Source organism: Bacillus sp. NPDC060175 (genome assembly GCF_042728695.1).
Taxonomy (GTDB): domain Bacteria; phylum Bacillota; class Bacilli; order Bacillales; family Bacillaceae_G; genus Bacillus_A.
Window position 1 is genome coordinate 179300 of record NZ_JBHWYR010000001.1, and the last position, 17531, is coordinate 196830.

The window sequence follows — 17531 nt, forward strand, 5'->3', positions numbered from 1 at the left end:
TTGTAAATACAAATCCTTTACCCTAACTGTTCTACTTATTTATGATTACGAATCGTTTCAAACCATGTATATAGTTGCTGATATGTGCTATAAACCAATTCTTTCTCTAATTGTAAGTGGTTCATTTTCTCACGATATGTGTTCGATTCAATTAAATCACGCTTTTGTTTTTTGTCTGCCATAAAAATGACACCGTCTTTTATTGTAACAAATTCTAACTCAAAAAACACCTGTGTCATGAAATTTACTGTATCTTTTGACCAACCTTTATGACGACACAGTTGTTCCCCATATTGCTTTAAAGAAAATGGTGTTTTTTGGTTCAAGAAAGAATAGTACCATTTAAAGTGTTCCCTCGTTGGGACTGTACTAAATAAATGATTGTTCTCTTGATAAAATAGCGTGTAAATTCGAGATGGAAATCCTACTTTAAATAAATCACGCAATTCATCTGTTCCTTTCGGCAAATCGAGTAACACAATGTATCGATCATCTAAATGTGTTACCTCTGATGCATGCACGAGCTGTTCTTTATAGCCTTCTAAAGAAAACTTATTCAATACTTCTTCAGAAAAATACACCATGGTTATTTTTTCTTTCGGAAGTTCTGCTAAATTTGCTTCTACATTACGCATACTACGCCAGTCAAATAATTGCCATGCCTCTACAGCAATATCTTGTACCATTAATTGCGGCTTTTTAAAGTTATTCCATTCATTAATGGACGCTTCTCCTACTACAGAAACCTTCGCAACTGGAGAGATTTCTTTCGCATAAGCACCAAATCCAAATCCAATTGTATCCAGTGTTGCTTGTCCCTCACGAAGAGCCATTTTCAAATGAGATCCATCAGATCCAATTGCACGGATACTTTCTAAGTCAGCATCTTTCACCGCAATACGCGGTTTCGGATTTCCTACGCCAAATGGCGCTAACTTTTGCATCTCCTCAATCGCGGCAAGCGTTACATCCTCTACTTTACAAAATGCATCCACTGCTGTAATCGGAATAAAATCTTCTTCTGTTAAAATTACATCTGCTTGCTCATTTAACCTGCGTCTTAATTCATCCACATCATTCATATTAAGCGTCATTCCCGCCGCCATCGGATGACCTCCGAAATGCGGTAACAATTCACGGCAATCTGAAAGGTTTGCAAACAAATCAAATCCTGCAATACTACGAGCCGATCCCTTTGCTGTTTCTTTATGAGGATCAATGCTTAATACAATCGTCGGACGATAAAAACGTTCAACTAACTTAGAAGCGACAATCCCAATTACCCCTGGATTCCAACCTTCTTTTGCAAGGACTAATACTTTATTTTCTTCTGGCGGGAAATTATTTTCGACTTCAGCGATAGCTTCTTCTGTAATTTGCTTTACAATATCTTTTCGAAGTGTGTTCAGCTCATCAATTTCTTCAGCTAGCTCTTTCGCTTCCTCTGGATCTTCTGATAATAAAAGGTGTACAGCAGGTGTTGCATCTTCCAAACGACCAACTGCATTAATACGAGGTGCGAGTGAGAATCCGATGCTTTCTTCTGTAATTTCGCTTTGCGAAACGTTAGCAACTTTAAATAACGCCTTTAAACCGATATTTCGAGTCATTCGCATATGCTTCAGTCCACGCTGTACTAACAATCTATTTTCACCGTGAAGCGATACTAAATCGGCTACCGTACCGATTACTGCAATTTCTAATAAATGCTCTGGTACACGGCCCAAAAGTGCATGTGCAACTTTAAATGCAACACCAACACCCGCTAAATAATGAAACGGATAAACACCGCCTTCTAATTTCGGATGAATAATCGCAAGTGCCTCTGGTAACTCTGGTGGCGGCTCATGATGATCTGTAATAATAAGATCTATCCCAAGTTCCTTCGCTACCTTCGCTTCATGTACCGCTGCGATACCAGTATCGACAGTAATAATTAGTGAGAACCCTGCACTGTGCGCCCAACGAAACGCTTCTTCATTTGGCCCATAGCCTTCAGTAAAACGATTTGGAATATAAAACTCTACTTCTGCACCTAATTCTTTGAGAGCAAGATATAATACAGTCGTACTACTTACTCCGTCCGCATCATAATCACCAAATATTAATATTTGTTCTCCATTTTCAATGGCTTTTTTCACACGTTCTACAGTCCGATCCATTCCTTCAAGTAAAAATGGATCATGAAATTCTTGATCTGCTGTATTTAAAAAGTCTACAATCTTATCTTCTGTATTTAAGCCTCTGCCGAGAAATAATGAAGTCACAAGAGGTGATAGTTGCAATTTATTTGCTAATTCACTCACTAGTTCCTCATTATATTCTTTTTCTTTCCAACGCGTCTTCGGTTGTAACACGAAATCACCCCTTAACCTATCCATTATACAAGACAGATTAAGGGGTGACAATATAATGCAAACTACGATTCCATATCTATATAATTAAATATCCGTTATGTTTAATTTGGAGAATACGGATTAATATGTACAAAAACATTTTGTACGTTATCTTGTTTCATAAGTTTTTCTTTTACATGTTTTCCGATGCGGTGACCTTCTTCTACAGTGATATATGGATCTACAGATACTTTAATATCAACAATAACATAGTGGCCATGTTCCCTTGCATATAAAGAGCCGATTTTCTTCACACCTTCCACTTGAAAAACTGCCTCCCTAAGCGGAACAGCATCTTCTTCATGCAGAACATGATCGAGCGTTGCATGAATAGCTTCTGCTCCAATACTCCACGCCATCTTAGCAACGAGAATTGAAACAAATAATCCCGCAATTGGATCGGCATATACAAGCCAATCTATGCCTAACTTACCGCCGATAATAGCTGCACAAATGCCGATTAAAGCTGCAATTGAAGAAAACACATCCGAACGATGTTCATATGCATTTGCAATAATTGCATCACTATTTATCCTCTTCCCTAATCGATATTTATACTGAAACATCCCTTCTTTCACTACAATCGAAAGAATAACTGCAAAAATCGTAATTCCTTTTGGTGGTTCTAAATCTTGTGAAAAAGCTTTTATAGACGAAATCGCTATCTCTAGTCCAACAATAAATAATAATACCGCAACAATAATCGCTGAAATCGATTCCGCTTTACCATGACCATATGGGTGATCTTCATCAGGCGGTTGCTTTGCCGCTCGTAATCCAAAAAGTACAGCTAACGAGCCAATTACATCTGATCCAGAATGCACCGCATCCGCTAAAAGTGCCTTACTGTTTCCAATATAACCAATTACCGCTTTTACAATCGCTAATATAATATTACCAACGATTCCGACAATAGCACCAAACTCGGCCTGTTTAAAACGTTCATCTTTTTCCATAATTAAAATCCCTTCTTTTCTTAACCTATCCTTTTATTTTAACAAAAAACAACGATAGAATCACCACTTCCTTCCAGCTCCTCTACAATTCATTATTCATAAAACTTGCTACTTTATTCTATCCACAAACGAAAAAAGAGATGCCTCGTAAAGAGACATCACCTTTTTATACTTGCGGTTCAGATACTTCTTTCTCAACCTTCTTCTTGTTTTTTCCCCTTTTCAAACGACGGTTTTCAAGCATTAACCAAATTTGAGAAGCAACGAAAATAGAAGAGTACGTACCTACAACTAATCCAATTAATAGTGCAAGTGAGAAGTTACGCAGTGATTCACTACCAAAAATAAGTAGTGCGATTACTGGGAATAACACTGTTAACACTGTATTAATTGAACGACCAATTGTTTGACGAATACTTGAGTTTACGATTTCTTCTAGGTCTTTTATGTCGCGAACTCGTTTTTTCTGTTTGTATAACTCACGGTTTCTATCAAACGTAACGATTGAGTCATTGATAGAGTAACCAATAATCGTTAATACCGCAGCGATAAATGTTAAATCTACCTCTATCTGGAAAAGACTAAACACAACCATCATAACGAACGCATCATGTAATAATGCGATTACTGCAGATACTGCGTACGTAAGACGGAAACGAATACTTACGTATAAAACGATTACTGCAGAAGCAATTAATACTGCGATAAATGCATTTCGTGCAATCTCTTTACCGATTGTCGGCGAAACTGTACTTACGTTTGGCTCCGTACCATATTTATCATGGAAGAATGTTTTTGTTTTCGCAATTTCATCTTTTGATAGAACACCTAATGTACGAACTGCGAAACCTTTATTGTCATCTCCGGTCGGTACAATATCTTCTTCCTTCACATCGATGTTCAATTCTTTCAAATCTTTATGAACATTAGAAACAGTAGTTGCTTGTTTTGATTGCAAGTCGATACGTGTACCACTTGCAAAGTCAATACCAAGATTCATTTTGAAAATCGGTAATATAATTGCCCCAGCAATTACAACTACAATTGAGAATAAGAAAAATTTATGACCAATATTTACAAAGTTAATACGATCAAATCTCGTCGGTGGATGTACTACACCTTTTGTTAATGGAATAATATCCTTTTCCTTAACACCAAAGTAAGATAGTTTCTTATCAAAGTAACGGCTCTTTACAAGTAAACCTAGTAAGAAACGAGTACCGAATACATTCGTAATGAAACCAACTAAAATACTTACGATTAAACTTGTTGCGAATCCTTTTACAGAGCTATTACCGTAAGCGAATAATACACCAGCTGCTGCAATTGTTGTAACGTTCGCATCTAAAATTGTCGATAACGAGCGATGGTTACCAGCACGGAATGCTGACATCATCGACTTACCAATTTTAAGCTCTTCCTTCAATCTCTCGTACGTAATGATATTCGCATCAACTGCGATACCAACCCCGAGCACTAATGCCGCAATACCTGGTAATGTAAGAACTGCATGCATCCAGTTAAAGACAAGCAGTGTAACGAAAATGTATAAACCTAACATAATAACCGCTACAAGTCCTGGTAGACGGTAGAATACAAGCATGAATAAGAAGATCATAGCAATACCAATTGCACTAGCGAAAATCGTTTGCTCTAATGCTTGTTGACCAAATTTCGCTCCAACAGATGTTGAATACATTTCTTTTAAATCAACAGGAAGTGCACCTGCATTTAATAAAGATGAGAGTTCTTTCGCACTTTCAACTGTAAAGTTTCCACCTACGATAGATACTTCAGCTTGGTTAAATACTTGGCTTACTGTTGCTGCTGATAAAAACTTCGGATTCGGTTTTGCAGCTTCTGCTTTATACGAATCTTTTCCTTCTTCAAAATCAAGCCAAATTACCATTAAATTCGTTGGTGGTGGCATTTTTGAAATCTTTTCAGTTACTTCACGGAATTTTTCAGCGCTTTTTAGTGTAAGACCTACGCTCGCACGGCCTTGCTCATCAAATGTTTGCTTCGCTCCGCCGCCTTTTAAATCCGTTCCGTCCATAAGAAGGTTATCATCCACATCACGGAATGTTAATTTCGCTTGTGTTGATAACATTTCACGTGCTTTTTGCTGATCTTGTACACCAGCAAGCTGTACACGAATTCGATCTTCCCCTTCGATTTGAATGTTCGGCTCACTTACACCAAGAACATTGACACGATTTTCAAGAGCACCTACTGTACTTACAAGTGCATCACGATCGATTTTATCACCTTTTTTGGCTGGTTTTACTTCATACAGAATTTCAAAACCACCGCGAAGGTCTAGTCCTAGACTAATTCCTTTTGCTATGTCTTTTCCTGCCGCACCAATTACTCCACCAATTAATAAAACGATGAGGAAAAAGGCGGCAATTCTTGTACCACGCTTTGCCATATGTACCCTCTTTCTGCTACTAACACTTTCAATAAATCTCTTACGATTCATTTTTGCATGTGTGCATACGCCTAGTTAGTAGACTTACTTTCTATAAAATACATGTATTTTCGCTAGTTCATCACTAGCTGTGTCGGTAAGCTTTTCACAATACCTACACTTTCATTATTTATTTTTCCTCTTCACTACCTCCTTTATATATAATCTTAGACATAATTAATTCCTCTTTATCAATACCTATCATTATACTGCAAAAGGAAGAACAAACCAATTACAGTCGGTTATTTATTTTCATATTCATCAAACGACCAAAGTGGCGCTTGATATGCTTCAACAGTTAAATAATTCATATATTCATTAGTACTTACTCTTAATACATCATTTACTAATTCATATAACCTAACATCACTGTCTATCTTTTTCCACTTTTTCGCCTTGAGAAACTTCCAAATATCATTATCTGTCACTCGGTCGTAACCGAACAACTGAAACTCTTCTACTTTACTTTCTAAAACGACTTGTAACTGTCCGCGGTATGATTCTACCAAAGCCTCTTTATCCAACATATATAAACATCTCCTTCTTATTTCAGCACGAAAAGTCGCTTTTAATCCCGCTCTAATGGACAGCAATAACTTCTTTCAAGAGTACCATTCATACTTCACTCTCTTAAATGCTTGTCATTCTTGTCTCATACGTGCATATAAATTATTGTAAATCATTCCATTGATTTTGAGAAGGTAGGAGAAGAGTATGACGAGACAAAGCTTTTTAAAAGGTGCATTTATTTTAATGATAGCTGGCTTTATTACAAAAATCCTTGGATTTATTAACCGCATTGTAATGGCACGTATTTTAGGCGAAGAAGGCGTTGGCCTTTATATGATGGCTGTCCCCACCTTCATTTTAGCAATTACATTAACACAAATTGGTCTTCCTGTTGCAATCGCAAAATTTGTAGCAGAAGCGGAAGCAGTGAACGATAAACAAAAAGTTAAAAAAATATTAACTGTCTCGCTAGCCGTTACATCCATTATTAGTATCATTTTAACAATTGGGATTATGCTACTCACACCTATTTTAGCAAAAACATTATTAACAGATGAAAGAACTTACTATCCATTAATGGCTATTTTACCTGTCGTCCCTGTTATTGCAGTTTCTTCCGTTTTACGTGGTTATTTCCAAGGGAAACAAAACATGAAGCCGAGCGCTTACGCTCAAGTCATAGAACAAGTTGTCCGCATTACAATTATCGCTGTATGCATTCAGTTATTTTTACCTTACGGCGTAGAATATGCTGCAGCCGGTGCCATGCTATCAGCTGTTCTTGGTGAAGTTGCATCTTTATTATTTTTACTTACTTTATTCCAACGCGAAAAACATTTATCTATACGCTCTGGATTTTTCACTACTGTAAAGGAGAGCAAAAATACATTTTATTCCCTTATGGACATTGCTTTACCAACTACAGGAAGCCGTTTAATTGGTTCCGTTTCTTATTTCTTTGAACCTATCGTCGTTATGCAAAGCTTAGCGATCGCCGGCGTTGCTGCTTCTGTCGCAACTCAGCAATACGGTATATTAAACGGATATGCGTTCCCGCTTCTATCACTGCCAGCCTTTATTACATATGCTCTTTCTACAGCACTCGTCCCATCAATTAGCGAGGCAATGGCAAAGAGACAACACAAATTAGTAGAACACCGATTACAACAAGCACTTCGAATTTCCTTAATAACCGGCGGATGGTCAGTCGTTATATTATATGTATTTGCTTCTCCAGTTTTAACTCTCATGTACGGATCAGACAACGCGGCCGCATTTATCCAGCTTCTTGCACCTTGCTTTTTATTTCATTATTTTCAAAGTCCCCTTACATCTGTGTTGCAAGCTTTAAACTTAGCACGCGCTGCTATGATGAACACATTTATTGGCGCTATCGTAAAATTAATCGTTATCTTTGCACTCGCTTCACGCCCAGAGTTCCAAATGATGGGGGTTGCCCTCGCCATCGCAGCAAATATAGTAACCGTAACATTCCTTCACTACGCCACTGTTTTAAAGAAAATTGCATTTACCATTTATGCAAAAGACTATATTTTCGGCGGAATTGCTATCGGGATTGCTGGTACCTTCGGTTTTTATCTTCATAAGTATATCGTTTTTTCTCATTCACTTGGCATACAAACATTATGGGAAATCACTTTAACAACAATCGTTTATATCGTTCTCCTCTTCGTTTTCAAACTCATTCGAAAAGAAGAATTAAGTCGTCTCCCTATCATTCGGAAACTTTCATTTTTGAAGTAAGCGGGCTTGCCATTCAAAATGGTAAGCCTCTACTTTTCTTTCAAATCAACAAAAAATTGTCCATTTTGAAAACTACAATATACAATCTGTTTCACATCTTTATAACCTAAGTTATTCAATTTCTCAACGAGCCATCCATCTGTATGCTCGATCATTTGCAAATGACTGTATTGAATTTCTCCATCAATAATTAGTGGGAGTGTAAAAATTGGTGTATCATTTTTGCTCTTTTTACTTTTTTGTTTTTGAAAGACAGATAACTTTCCAGATGGTTCTAAAATAGCGTATTCCACATCACGCACATCTCCGATTCCTTGCTCACGTAGTTGCATCAATAGATCATCTATGTTATATCGCTGCTTCCGCATCTTTTTTTCATCAATTTTACCTGCATTCACAAGAATCGCAGGCTCCCCTTCTATTAAATGCCGAAAACGCTGAAACTTTAAAGAAATGACCGACAAAATGATTTGTATACACATAAGAAAAGTCATTGGAACTAATTGATGCCAAAGTGATTTATCTGTATTTTCAATTGCCACTACAGCCATTTCACCAAGCATAATGAATACAACTAAATCTAATACACTTAGTTCTCCAATTTCACGTTTACCCATAAGACGAAAAATAATTAAAATGATTGTATACAAAAGCATTGTTCGTCCGATTATTGATACCCATTCCATTTCTACATCCCCTTTTTTTACTTATAGGATCCCCTACAAAAAAGAAACTAGTCTAACTTAAACAAAATGAAAATATGCTTGTATTAAAAAGGGGGAATGCATAATGGATGGCACAAAAAAATTATCGAGCGCAATCGGCTTCGGTATTATTACCCTATTAATCCTCGCATCTATTACAAGTATGATCATGGCTCTTTTATTAAAATTTACGAATATTAATGAAGGGACATTAGTAATTACTATTTTTATAATAGCCCTTCTATCTATGCTTATGTCTGGATTTATTGCTGGTAAAAAGGCACAAGGAAAAGGTTGGCTAGTAGGTTTCACAACAGGCCTTACATTCGCTCTTCTCGTCTTTCTCGTTAACTATTTAGGCTTCTCTCAAACTTTATCGAACTCACAGTTACTCTACCAATTAGCATTAATGGGTGCGAGTACACTCGGTGGTATTTTCGGTGTAAATATGTCAAAGCAAAATAACTAAAAAAAGGCCCTGCACATTTCATGCAGGGCCTTCCTCATTAGTTTTTCACAACTTCACGAATCGCATTGCGATCGAAAGTTAAGTGTGAACCACCAGATTTAACAACGATTGAAGTTTCATCTACTGATTCGATTGTACCGTGTAAGCCACCGATTGTTACGATAGCATCACCTTTTTTGATTTCATTTTGCATTTGAGCAACTGCTTTTTGACGCTTTTGCTGCGGGCGAATTAATAAGAAATAAAAAATCGCAAACATCGCAACAATCATAACGATATTCATCATACCTGGATTCATCTTGTGTTCCTCCTTTTAAATTATGTATTAGAAGTTTTTAGCATTCGGTTTATTAAAGCCATACTGTTCAAAGAACTCTTCGCGGAAATCGCCAAGACGGTCTTCACGAATAGCTTGTCTCACCTGCTCCATTAAGTTTAACAGAAAATGAAGGTTGTGATAAGACGTTAAACGAATTCCGAACGTTTCATCACATTTCATTAAGTGACGAATGTACGCACGAGAGTAATTTTTACATGTGTAACAATCACAGTTTGGATCAAGCGGACCGAAGTCTCTAGCAAATTTCGCATTTTTTACAACTAGACGGCCTTCACTTGTCATACATGTACCATTTCGAGCGATACGAGTTGGAAGTACACAGTCAAACATATCAACACCGCGAATTGCACCATCAATTAACGAGTCAGGAGAACCTACTCCCATTAAGTAACGTGGTTTATTATCTGGAAGAAGTGGTGTTGTAAACTCAAGAACACGATTCATAATATCCTTCGGTTCACCAACAGATAGACCGCCTATAGCATAGCCAGGGAAGTCCATTGAAACAAGATCTTTCGCACTTTGACGACGAAGTTCTTCAAACTCTCCGCCCTGTACAATACCGAATAAACCTTGATCTTGTGGACGCTCATGCGCCTTTAGGCAACGCTCTGCCCAGCGGCTCGTACGCTCTACAGACTTCTTCATGTATTCAAAAGTAGCAGGGAATGGTGGACACTCATCAAATGCCATCATGATATCTGAACCTAATGCATTTTGGATTTCCATCGCTTTTTCTGGAGATAAGAATAATTTATCTCCATTTAAGTGATTGCGGAAATGAACACCTTCCTCTTCAATGCGTCGGAAATCACTTAAACTAAATACTTGGAATCCACCTGAATCCGTTAAGATTGCACGATCCCAGTTCATAAACTTATGCAGGCCACCTGCTTCACGAATAATTTCGTGGCCTGGACGTAGCCATAAATGATACGTATTACTTAAAATAATGCCCGAATCCATTGCCTTTAATTCTTCTGGTGACATCGTTTTAACTGTTGCAAGTGTACCAACTGGCATAAATGTTGGTGTATCAAATGAACCATGCGGCGTATGTACTCGGCCTAAACGCGCACCCGTTTGTTTACAAGTTTTAATAAATTCATAACGAATTGCTGTCATAATTTACTCCTTTTATTTGTTTCTCATTTTGGCGTGAGATGCAACGAACATCGCATCACCAAAGCTAAAGAAACGATATTTTTCTTTTACTGCTTCATTATAAGCATGAAGTACATTATCTCTATTTGAAAATGCACTTACAAGCATAATCAATGTTGATTTCGGCAAATGGAAGTTTGTAATTAAACCATCAATTGCTTTAAATTCATAACCTGGGTACATAAAAATATCTGTCCAGCCAGAAGCAGCACAAAGCTTGCCTTCATGATCTGTCGCAATTGTTTCTAACGTACGAGTTGATGTCGTACCTACCGTAATAATACGTCCACCATTCTCTTTCACACGATTTAATAGTGCCGCTGTCTCTTCAGACATATGGTAATATTCTGCGTGCATATGGTGTTCTTCAATCGTATCAGCAGAAACTGGTCTAAATGTTCCAAGCCCTACATGAAGTGTAATGAACGCTAACCCGACGCCTTTTTGCTTCAATTTCTCGAGTAACTCTTCTGTAAAGTGAAGTCCAGCCGTCGGCGCTGCTGCTGAACCGATTTCTTTCGCATATACTGTTTGATAGCGATCGCGATCTTCCAGTGTCTCTTTAATATATGGAGGAAGTGGCATTTCCCCAAGTTCATCTAAAATTTCATAGAAGATGCCGTCATATGAAAATTCAAGCTGACGTCCACCTTGATCTGCAGTTCCTGTGCAAGTTGCTTTTAATTTCCCTTCGCCAAAAGAAATTACAGTCCCTTCTTTTACACGTTTCGCTGGCTTAACAAGCGTTTCCCACTTATCGTCTTCCTCTTGTTTCAAAAGAAGCACTTCAATGTGCGCGCCTGTATCTTCTTTTACACCGTGCAAGCGAGCAGGCATAACTTTCGTTTCATTTAAAACTAAGCAATCCCCCTCATGTAAATAAGAAAGAATGTCCGTAAAATGTTTATGCTCAATATCGCCAGTTTCACGGTCTAACACCATTAATCTTGATGTTGCACGCTCCTCTAGCGGGACTTGTGCAATAAGTTCTTCTGGTAAATGAAAATCAAACAGATTAATATCCATAACTGTATCCACCTATTTCTTATTTGAATCGATTTATTATATACATAATAAAAGATAATGCAATACTTAACACAATACATGTATTGATAGGAAAATAAAAGGTAACGTTACCTTTTTTCACAAAAATATCGCCTGGAAGCCTTCCTATGAACTTCCAAGCTAATCCAACAACAATGAGCAAAATACCAACTGTAATAAGCAGCTTTGGCATCTCCGTCATACTTTTGGCATCTCCATTCCGAAATGCTCATATGCGAGCGGTGTTACAATCCGGCCTCTTGGCGTTCTTTGTAAAAAGCCAATTTGTAATAAATACGGCTCATACACATCTTCAATCGTATGCGATTCTTCCCCAATCGTTGCTGAAACAGTTTCTAATCCAACTGGACCACCGCGGAACTTTTCAATAATACCAAGCAGTAATTTATGATCGATATGATCAAGTCCTAATTTATCTACTTGCAATAGTTCTAACGCCATTTGTGTAATTTCCATCGCAATCGTTCCGTCACTGCGAACTTGTGCGAAGTCACGTACACGTCGTAATAGACGATTCGCAATACGAGGTGTACCACGGGCACGTCTTGCAATTTCTAGTGCAGCTAACGAATCTATTTCAACTTCAAACACTTCTGCTGTACGTTCTACAATCGCAGAAAGCTGATCTACTGTATAGTACTCTAATCGTGAAAGTACACCAAAACGGTCACGAAGTGGTGCTGATAATGCACCTGCACGCGTCGTTGCCCCAACTAGCGTAAATGGAGGTAAGTCTAGACGTACAGAACGAGCTGACGGTCCTTTCCCAATAACGATATCAAGGCAAAAGTCTTCCATCGCTGGGTATAACACTTCTTCAATAGATCTATGCAAACGATGAATTTCATCAATAAATAATACATCTCCAGGCTGAAGTGCTGTTAATACAGCCGCTAAATCTCCTGGTCTTTCAATTGCGGGACCTGACGTTGTTCGAATGTTAACACCCATTTCATTGGCAATAATATTCGCAAGCGTCGTTTTACCAAGTCCAGGTGGTCCATATAAAAGTACGTGATCTAACGTTTCTTCACGCATTTTCGCCGCTTCAATAAAAACTTCTAAATTATGTTTCGCTTTATCTTGGCCAATATACTGACGGAGCGTCTGTGGCCGTAATGAATACTCTAAATCCGCATCTTCGTATCCAGATTCCCCTGAAAGGAGACGTTCGTCCATTATACTCACCTCTTACCATTTAGTAAAAGACTAAGTGCCTTTTTGATATACTGATCCGTTGTAAGTGATTCTTTTAATAACTCTGGTACAACGCGAGAAACTTCTCTCTCTGCGTAACCAAGTGCTCTTAGTGCTTCAAGTGCCTCATCAAGCTCAGTTGATGAACCTTTCTTCTGATCAAAACTTTCGACATCCGAGAACAGGTCAACAAACGCATCTGGCACGACATCTGCTAGTTTTCCTTTTAAATCTAAAATCATTTGGCGCGCTGTTTTCTTTCCGACACCTGGGAATTTCACTAAAAACTTCTCATCTTCATGTTCAATCGCTTGCACGACCTGTCCTGTTTGACCAGAAGCTAAAATTGCAAGAGCACCTTTTGGTCCAATCCCCGATACACCTAACAATTTTGTAAATAATAAACGCTCTTCACGTGTTTTAAACCCGTAAAGTGCCATAATATCTTCTCTCACATAATGATATGTATAGACACGGATTTCTTGCTTACTTCTTTGAAATACATACGGATTCGGTGTGAAAATTTGATAACCAATTCCATTATGGTCAATTACGACATATTCCGGTCCAACATACTCCACGTAACCTGTAACATATTCAAACAAAATACGATCTCTCCCTCTTAAATCATGTATTCCATTTTAACATATTTAATGATAGAAAAGCGAGACTACCCCAACAAATGTTCTCTATTTGAAACTGCTGTTATTTTCCATTGACAGAAAGTATAAAGCCCCTTAATATACAGAAGTCGATAATGATTATCAATATTAATTAAAGGGGTTACATAGGGATGAAACGCAAATTATTTATTTTATTTACTATCATGCTAGTCGTTCTTTCAATCGTTGGCTGCTCTTCTCAAAAAGAAGAGTCAAAAGCAAAAGAACAACCGAAAACAAAAGTTGTAAAACATGCTAAAGGGGAAGCTACAATTCCAGTAAACCCAAAGAGAATTGTTGACTTATCTGGATCAACAGAAGAGTTATTACTTCTTGGTCATAAACCTGTTGGTACAGCAAACACATATAAAGATAAAATCCAAAATCATTTAACAGAAAAGCTAGACGGAGTAAAAGCAGTAGGTTGGTACTGGGCACCTAAAGTTGATTTAGAAGCTGTTACTGCTCTAAAACCAGACTTAATTATTTTAAACAATCGTCAATTGAAAATTTACGATCAACTAGAAAAAGTAGCACCGACAGTTGTTCTAGAAACAAATTTAGAAGACTGGCGCGGTAAGTTTAAAGAAGTAGGTAAACTATTTGATGAAGAGAAGAAAGCTGACAAATGGATTGCAGACTACGATAAAAAAGCCGACTCTTTATCTAAAAAAATTAAAGAAAAAACAAAAGATGAGAACTTTATGTTCGTTGCAGTAACACCACAAAACTTCCGTGTATACGGTAGCTTCGGATATGGTGACATACTCTTTAACGATTTAAAGCTTCCAGCAACAAAAGGTACAGATTTAAAACAAACGATGGCACAAGTATCACTAGAAGGTCTTGTTGCATTCCAGCCTGATCAAATGTTTATTGTAAACTTCGGCGGAGAAGCTGATAAAGTGTACGAAGACTATAAAAACAGTGCCGTTTGGAAAGATAATAAAGCAGTAAAAAACAATCACGTATATGAAGTATCGAATGAATCCTTCAATACGAAAGCATTCAATCCAATCGGAAAAGATATGCTAATTGATGAAATCGCAAAAGAAATTTTAGCTAAGAATAAATAAGAAAAAAAGCAGCTCACCCTGAGCTGCTTTTTTTCTTATTTTGCACTGCGTACTGCTTCATTTTTTCGATTGTCTTTACAAAACCTTCTTTTGATTTTATGCGAATACCACGTTTCAATTCCGCACGCTCATAACTTTCAAGCTTTTTCATATCAATTTGAAAGAAGGAATGGATCGCGTTATCACTTTTCGGTACCCCTTTGAAAATTTGCAATATCCCTTCCTCTGAAACACCAAAATAACCGCTCGTTTTCAGTAAGGGAGAAATATCATCAACTTTCTTTTGTAATACAATTTGCACATCATCACGATCAACAAGTTGCCATTCTTTATATTGCTGCAAAAACTTTTCTAAATCCGCTACTTTTTCTGTAAATATTTCTTCACTTACTTCTCCATCAACATACATACGCTCTAATAAAATTGTAACTTCAGGGGTTTTTTCTGTTGTTTCTGCCCTCACATCGGATCCATAAGCTAAGCAAAACATCATAACGAAAGCTTGCACTGCAATTAGTATCCACTTCATTTCCGTTCACCTCTTTTAGGCAAAATCATACTTTCATTTGTAGCTTTTCCCGAAATGGGGGTTTTATCCATATAAAAAATAGCATTAAATTTCTAAGGAAAATAAAAAATGCAGATAAGGGTTAATCCTCATCTGCATGTATCAGTTACTTTTATATAAAATGAAAGACGCCTGCAAAGCAGGCGTCTTGATGCGTTTACGGCGAAAGACCAGGCGACCACATTCGCGTGTTTAGCACTTAAGCATATCCCTCGACTTACGTAAATTAGCTCATCGCTTTGCTAATATAACATTAATAAGATAGAAGCGCAACATGTTTATAAACATATTTTTCTTCCTCTTTTCATCCAATCGAAACCTATGTAAATTATAAATTGATAAATGTAATGTATATATTACGATTAGTATAACAGCGAATAATAAACAGGAGATGAATACTTTGAAAAAAATTAAAGATGAACGCCTCATTCTTCAAACGTTAAAAAACATACGTATTGCCTTTCTCTTTCAATCACTTGGGATAATCGGAATTTTAGGCTATATCGGATTTTCTGAAGGAATCGATCAAATTACAAAATCTCCATTATGGCTATTATTTATATCATTTTCAGTCCAGAGAGACCGCTGTTTGAAGCTATCCTTACAGGTAGTGTCCTCTTCGTATGCTTTCTAGCTTCTTATTCCATTAGTTATTTCATTAAAAAACGTCGTTTAGCAGATAAAGACGAATAAAGAGGAAGGGCTATCCCTTCCTCTTTGATTTGTTATCGTACTGTACCAGTCAGACCGTAACGAATGTCTCGGAACATATTTGTTATGTCACGATTGAAATCATTTGTAACTGTACCATTACGTAGACGTGTACTCATTGCATCGACACGAGTAAACATGTCATTTCTTACAGAAACATATACGTTTCTATTTCCAACTTCATTTACAACAGCTTGACGAATTTCGTTCGCCATCGCTGTTTCATTCGTCGCTGGATTACGCGGTTTTACCGCAATCGCTACATCGTTTCCATATACAACTGTAGAAACTCGATCTACGTTATTCATACGTTTCACACGATTCGTAATTTTCTCCGCAGTTTTACCATCATTGTTAATGTATGAATTGTTCATTGTAATATTACGAGTTGGGTGCGGATTAGCAATTTGTCCATTGTAATTTACATCACGGTAATAGTTGGATCCTGCGTCATTACGACCGTTTCTATATGTTACATAATCTGTAGAACGATCGTTACGCGTTGCATTATCATTATATCGGTGTGTGTCATTATAAGATGTACGCTCGTAATTATAGTTACGTCCATCCATCGCATTATTATCTTTCGGTGTACCACATGCAGCTAATGCACTGGTAACTAACAAAGAAGCAGCAATTACTTTTACTTTCGTATTCAATACAAAAACCCCCCTTGTTAGAATGAACTTCTCTTTCGAAAAGCTCCCCCTTATGATGAGTAACAGAGAGGGTTTTTACACTGTTAATATTTCACTAGGAATTTTCTAGCACTTAATGTAAATTCATCATATTCCTGACTATCATGAATACAAAAAAGGTGGGAATAACCCCACCTTTTTTTAAACTTCCTCTTCGTCCTCTTCTTCTGAAACTGGTTCTCCAAATACATTTGGTGGGTCTGGCTGATAATACATCGTTCCTGGCTGCGGTGCATATGCTGGCTGAGTCGGTTGATAATATAAAGGATTGGCGTATTGTGGTCCACCTGGTTGCGGACTATATAACCTACTCTCTCCTCCGCATCCACAATCTTCTTCCCCTTGCACGAGTGGTGGCATATTATTATCCATTGGCATCATATTTGGATTTGGCATAGAAGTATATTGTGGCGGCATTTGTTGATACGGCATTTGAGTGTATGGATTTTGTTGCTGATAATGCGGATATGGCGGCATCATTGGCTGTTGATACGGCATTTGATATGGCATCATATTCGGTGGTTGGTTGTTATCCATTATTGGCATCATGTTCGGCATTTGGTTGTTATCCATTATCGGCATCATGTTCGGCATTTGATTGTTATCCATTATCGGCATCATGTTCGGCATTTGAGTGTTATCCGTTATCGGCATCATGTTCGGCATTTGAGTGTTATCCGTTATCGGCATCATGTTCGGCATTTGGTTGTTATCCATTATCGGCATCATGTTCGGCATTTGATTGTTATCCATTATCGGCATCATGTTCGGCATTTGAGTC

16 protein-coding genes and 2 pseudogenes are annotated in these 17531 nt (G+C 37.5%); 4 read left to right on the top strand and 14 right to left on the bottom strand.

From position 1 onward, the window contains the following. Positions 1-35 precede the first annotated feature (35 nt). The 4 genes from recJ to ACFWDE_RS01015 all read right to left on the bottom strand — a co-directional run bounded on the left by recJ (position 36) and on the right by ACFWDE_RS01015 (position 6349). Positions 36-2357, bottom strand: a complete 2322-nt coding sequence (gene recJ / locus ACFWDE_RS01000) for a single-stranded-DNA-specific exonuclease RecJ (protein ID WP_002145622.1) — start codon at positions 2355-2357, stop codon at positions 36-38. Positions 2358-2458: 101 nt separating this feature from the next. Continuing rightward, the gene (locus ACFWDE_RS01005; protein ID WP_377889424.1) at positions 2459-3352 is read right to left on the bottom strand and encodes a cation diffusion facilitator family transporter; all 894 of its coding nucleotides are present in this window, start codon (positions 3350-3352) and stop codon (positions 2459-2461) included. 166 nt (positions 3353-3518) lie between these two features. Further along, entirely contained in the window at positions 3519-5783 is a 2265-nt protein-coding gene (gene secDF, locus ACFWDE_RS01010) for a protein translocase subunit SecDF (RefSeq protein WP_377889426.1), read from the bottom strand. A 281-nt stretch (positions 5784-6064) separates the two neighbouring features. Beyond that, complete coding sequence (locus ACFWDE_RS01015) at positions 6065-6349, bottom strand: post-transcriptional regulator (RefSeq protein WP_002015311.1); 285 nt, start codon at positions 6347-6349, stop codon at positions 6065-6067. A gap of 187 nt (positions 6350-6536) precedes the next feature. On the opposite strand from ACFWDE_RS01015, the gene spoVB reads away from it, so the two are divergent. Next, on the top strand, positions 6537-8096 hold the full coding sequence (gene spoVB, locus ACFWDE_RS01020; RefSeq protein ID WP_377889428.1) for a stage V sporulation protein B: 1560 nt from the start codon (positions 6537-6539) through the stop codon (positions 8094-8096). A gap of 29 nt (positions 8097-8125) precedes the next feature. On the opposite strand, the gene ACFWDE_RS01025 is transcribed toward spoVB, so the two are convergent. Further along, positions 8126-8782: a DUF421 domain-containing protein gene (locus ACFWDE_RS01025; protein ID WP_002145618.1), complete on the bottom strand. Its 657-nt coding sequence runs from the start codon at positions 8780-8782 to the stop codon at positions 8126-8128. A gap of 103 nt (positions 8783-8885) precedes the next feature. Between ACFWDE_RS01025 and ACFWDE_RS01030 the strand changes: the two genes are divergently transcribed. Then, a complete protein-coding gene (locus tag ACFWDE_RS01030; RefSeq protein ID WP_002145617.1) occupies positions 8886-9269 on the top strand; it encodes a TIGR04086 family membrane protein in 384 nt (127 codons plus the stop codon). A 37-nt stretch (positions 9270-9306) separates the two neighbouring features. On the opposite strand, the gene yajC is transcribed toward ACFWDE_RS01030, so the two are convergent. From yajC to ruvA, 6 genes are read right to left on the bottom strand one after another with little or no spacing between them, the layout of a single operon-like run. Next, the gene (yajC, locus tag ACFWDE_RS01035) at positions 9307-9567 is read right to left on the bottom strand and encodes a preprotein translocase subunit YajC (protein WP_087982119.1); all 261 of its coding nucleotides are present in this window, start codon (positions 9565-9567) and stop codon (positions 9307-9309) included. A gap of 27 nt (positions 9568-9594) precedes the next feature. After that, a complete protein-coding gene (gene tgt / locus ACFWDE_RS01040) occupies positions 9595-10734 on the bottom strand; it encodes a tRNA guanosine(34) transglycosylase Tgt (protein WP_000125359.1) in 1140 nt (379 codons plus the stop codon). Positions 10735-10746: 12 nt separating this feature from the next. Then, positions 10747-11799: a tRNA preQ1(34) S-adenosylmethionine ribosyltransferase-isomerase QueA gene (gene queA, locus ACFWDE_RS01045; RefSeq protein WP_377889432.1), complete on the bottom strand. Its 1053-nt coding sequence runs from the start codon at positions 11797-11799 to the stop codon at positions 10747-10749. Between the two features lie 19 nt (positions 11800-11818). Next, positions 11819-12019, bottom strand: coding sequence for a DUF2905 domain-containing protein (locus ACFWDE_RS01050; RefSeq protein WP_377889434.1), 201 nt, complete (start codon positions 12017-12019; stop codon positions 11819-11821). Beyond that, positions 12016-13017, bottom strand: a complete 1002-nt coding sequence (ruvB, locus tag ACFWDE_RS01055) for a Holliday junction branch migration DNA helicase RuvB (RefSeq protein ID WP_000344470.1) — start codon at positions 13015-13017, stop codon at positions 12016-12018. The genes ACFWDE_RS01050 and ruvB overlap by 4 nt, the downstream gene beginning before the upstream one ends. Positions 13018-13022: 5 nt before the next feature. Next, complete coding sequence (gene ruvA, locus ACFWDE_RS01060) at positions 13023-13640, bottom strand: Holliday junction DNA helicase RuvA (RefSeq protein WP_002122732.1); 618 nt, start codon at positions 13638-13640, stop codon at positions 13023-13025. Positions 13641-13828: 188 nt separating this feature from the next. Here ruvA and ACFWDE_RS01065 point away from each other — a divergent pair, with 188 nt between their 5' ends. Beyond that, positions 13829-14773: an iron-hydroxamate ABC transporter substrate-binding protein gene (locus ACFWDE_RS01065; protein ID WP_377889437.1), complete on the top strand. Its 945-nt coding sequence runs from the start codon at positions 13829-13831 to the stop codon at positions 14771-14773. Between the two features lie 13 nt (positions 14774-14786). On the opposite strand, the gene ACFWDE_RS01070 is transcribed toward ACFWDE_RS01065, so the two are convergent. Continuing rightward, positions 14787-15302, bottom strand: coding sequence for a BofC C-terminal domain-containing protein (locus tag ACFWDE_RS01070; protein WP_377889439.1), 516 nt, complete (start codon positions 15300-15302; stop codon positions 14787-14789). A gap of 439 nt (positions 15303-15741) precedes the next feature. Here ACFWDE_RS01070 and ACFWDE_RS01075 point away from each other — a divergent pair. Beyond that, positions 15742-16034: pseudogene (locus tag ACFWDE_RS01075) on the top strand (hypothetical protein). Between the two features lie 32 nt (positions 16035-16066). Here ACFWDE_RS01075 and ACFWDE_RS01080 read toward each other — a convergent pair. Next, complete coding sequence (locus ACFWDE_RS01080; RefSeq protein ID WP_377889441.1) at positions 16067-16711, bottom strand: YhcN/YlaJ family sporulation lipoprotein; 645 nt, start codon at positions 16709-16711, stop codon at positions 16067-16069. A gap of 180 nt (positions 16712-16891) precedes the next feature. After that, positions 16892-17531 (bottom strand): annotated as a pseudogene (gene exsA, locus ACFWDE_RS01085) (spore coat assembly protein ExsA); the annotation flags it as partial.

Coding starts and splice junctions, on each gene's coding strand:
- ACFWDE_RS01070 (WP_377889439.1), bottom strand. CDS start 15,302: ATGAAGTGGATACTAATTGCAGTGCAAGCTTTCGTTATGATGTTTTGC.
- yajC (WP_087982119.1), bottom strand. CDS start 9,567: ATGAATCCAGGTATGATGAATATCGTTATGATTGTTGCGATGTTTGCG.
- tgt (WP_000125359.1), bottom strand. CDS start 10,734: ATGACAGCAATTCGTTATGAATTTATTAAAACTTGTAAACAAACGGGT.
- ACFWDE_RS01025 (WP_002145618.1), bottom strand. CDS start 8,782: ATGGAATGGGTATCAATAATCGGACGAACAATGCTTTTGTATACAATC.
- ACFWDE_RS01050 (WP_377889434.1), bottom strand. CDS start 12,019: ATGACGGAGATGCCAAAGCTGCTTATTACAGTTGGTATTTTGCTCATT.
- ACFWDE_RS01005 (WP_377889424.1), bottom strand. CDS start 3,352: ATGGAAAAAGATGAACGTTTTAAACAGGCCGAGTTTGGTGCTATTGTC.
- ACFWDE_RS01015 (WP_002015311.1), bottom strand. CDS start 6,349: ATGTTGGATAAAGAGGCTTTGGTAGAATCATACCGCGGACAGTTACAA.
- ACFWDE_RS01030 (WP_002145617.1), top strand. CDS start 8,886: ATGGATGGCACAAAAAAATTATCGAGCGCAATCGGCTTCGGTATTATT.
- spoVB (WP_377889428.1), top strand. CDS start 6,537: ATGACGAGACAAAGCTTTTTAAAAGGTGCATTTATTTTAATGATAGCT.
- secDF (WP_377889426.1), bottom strand. CDS start 5,783: ATGGCAAAGCGTGGTACAAGAATTGCCGCCTTTTTCCTCATCGTTTTA.
- ruvB (WP_000344470.1), bottom strand. CDS start 13,017: ATGGACGAACGTCTCCTTTCAGGGGAATCTGGATACGAAGATGCGGAT.
- queA (WP_377889432.1), bottom strand. CDS start 11,799: ATGGATATTAATCTGTTTGATTTTCATTTACCAGAAGAACTTATTGCA.
- ACFWDE_RS01065 (WP_377889437.1), top strand. CDS start 13,829: ATGAAACGCAAATTATTTATTTTATTTACTATCATGCTAGTCGTTCTT.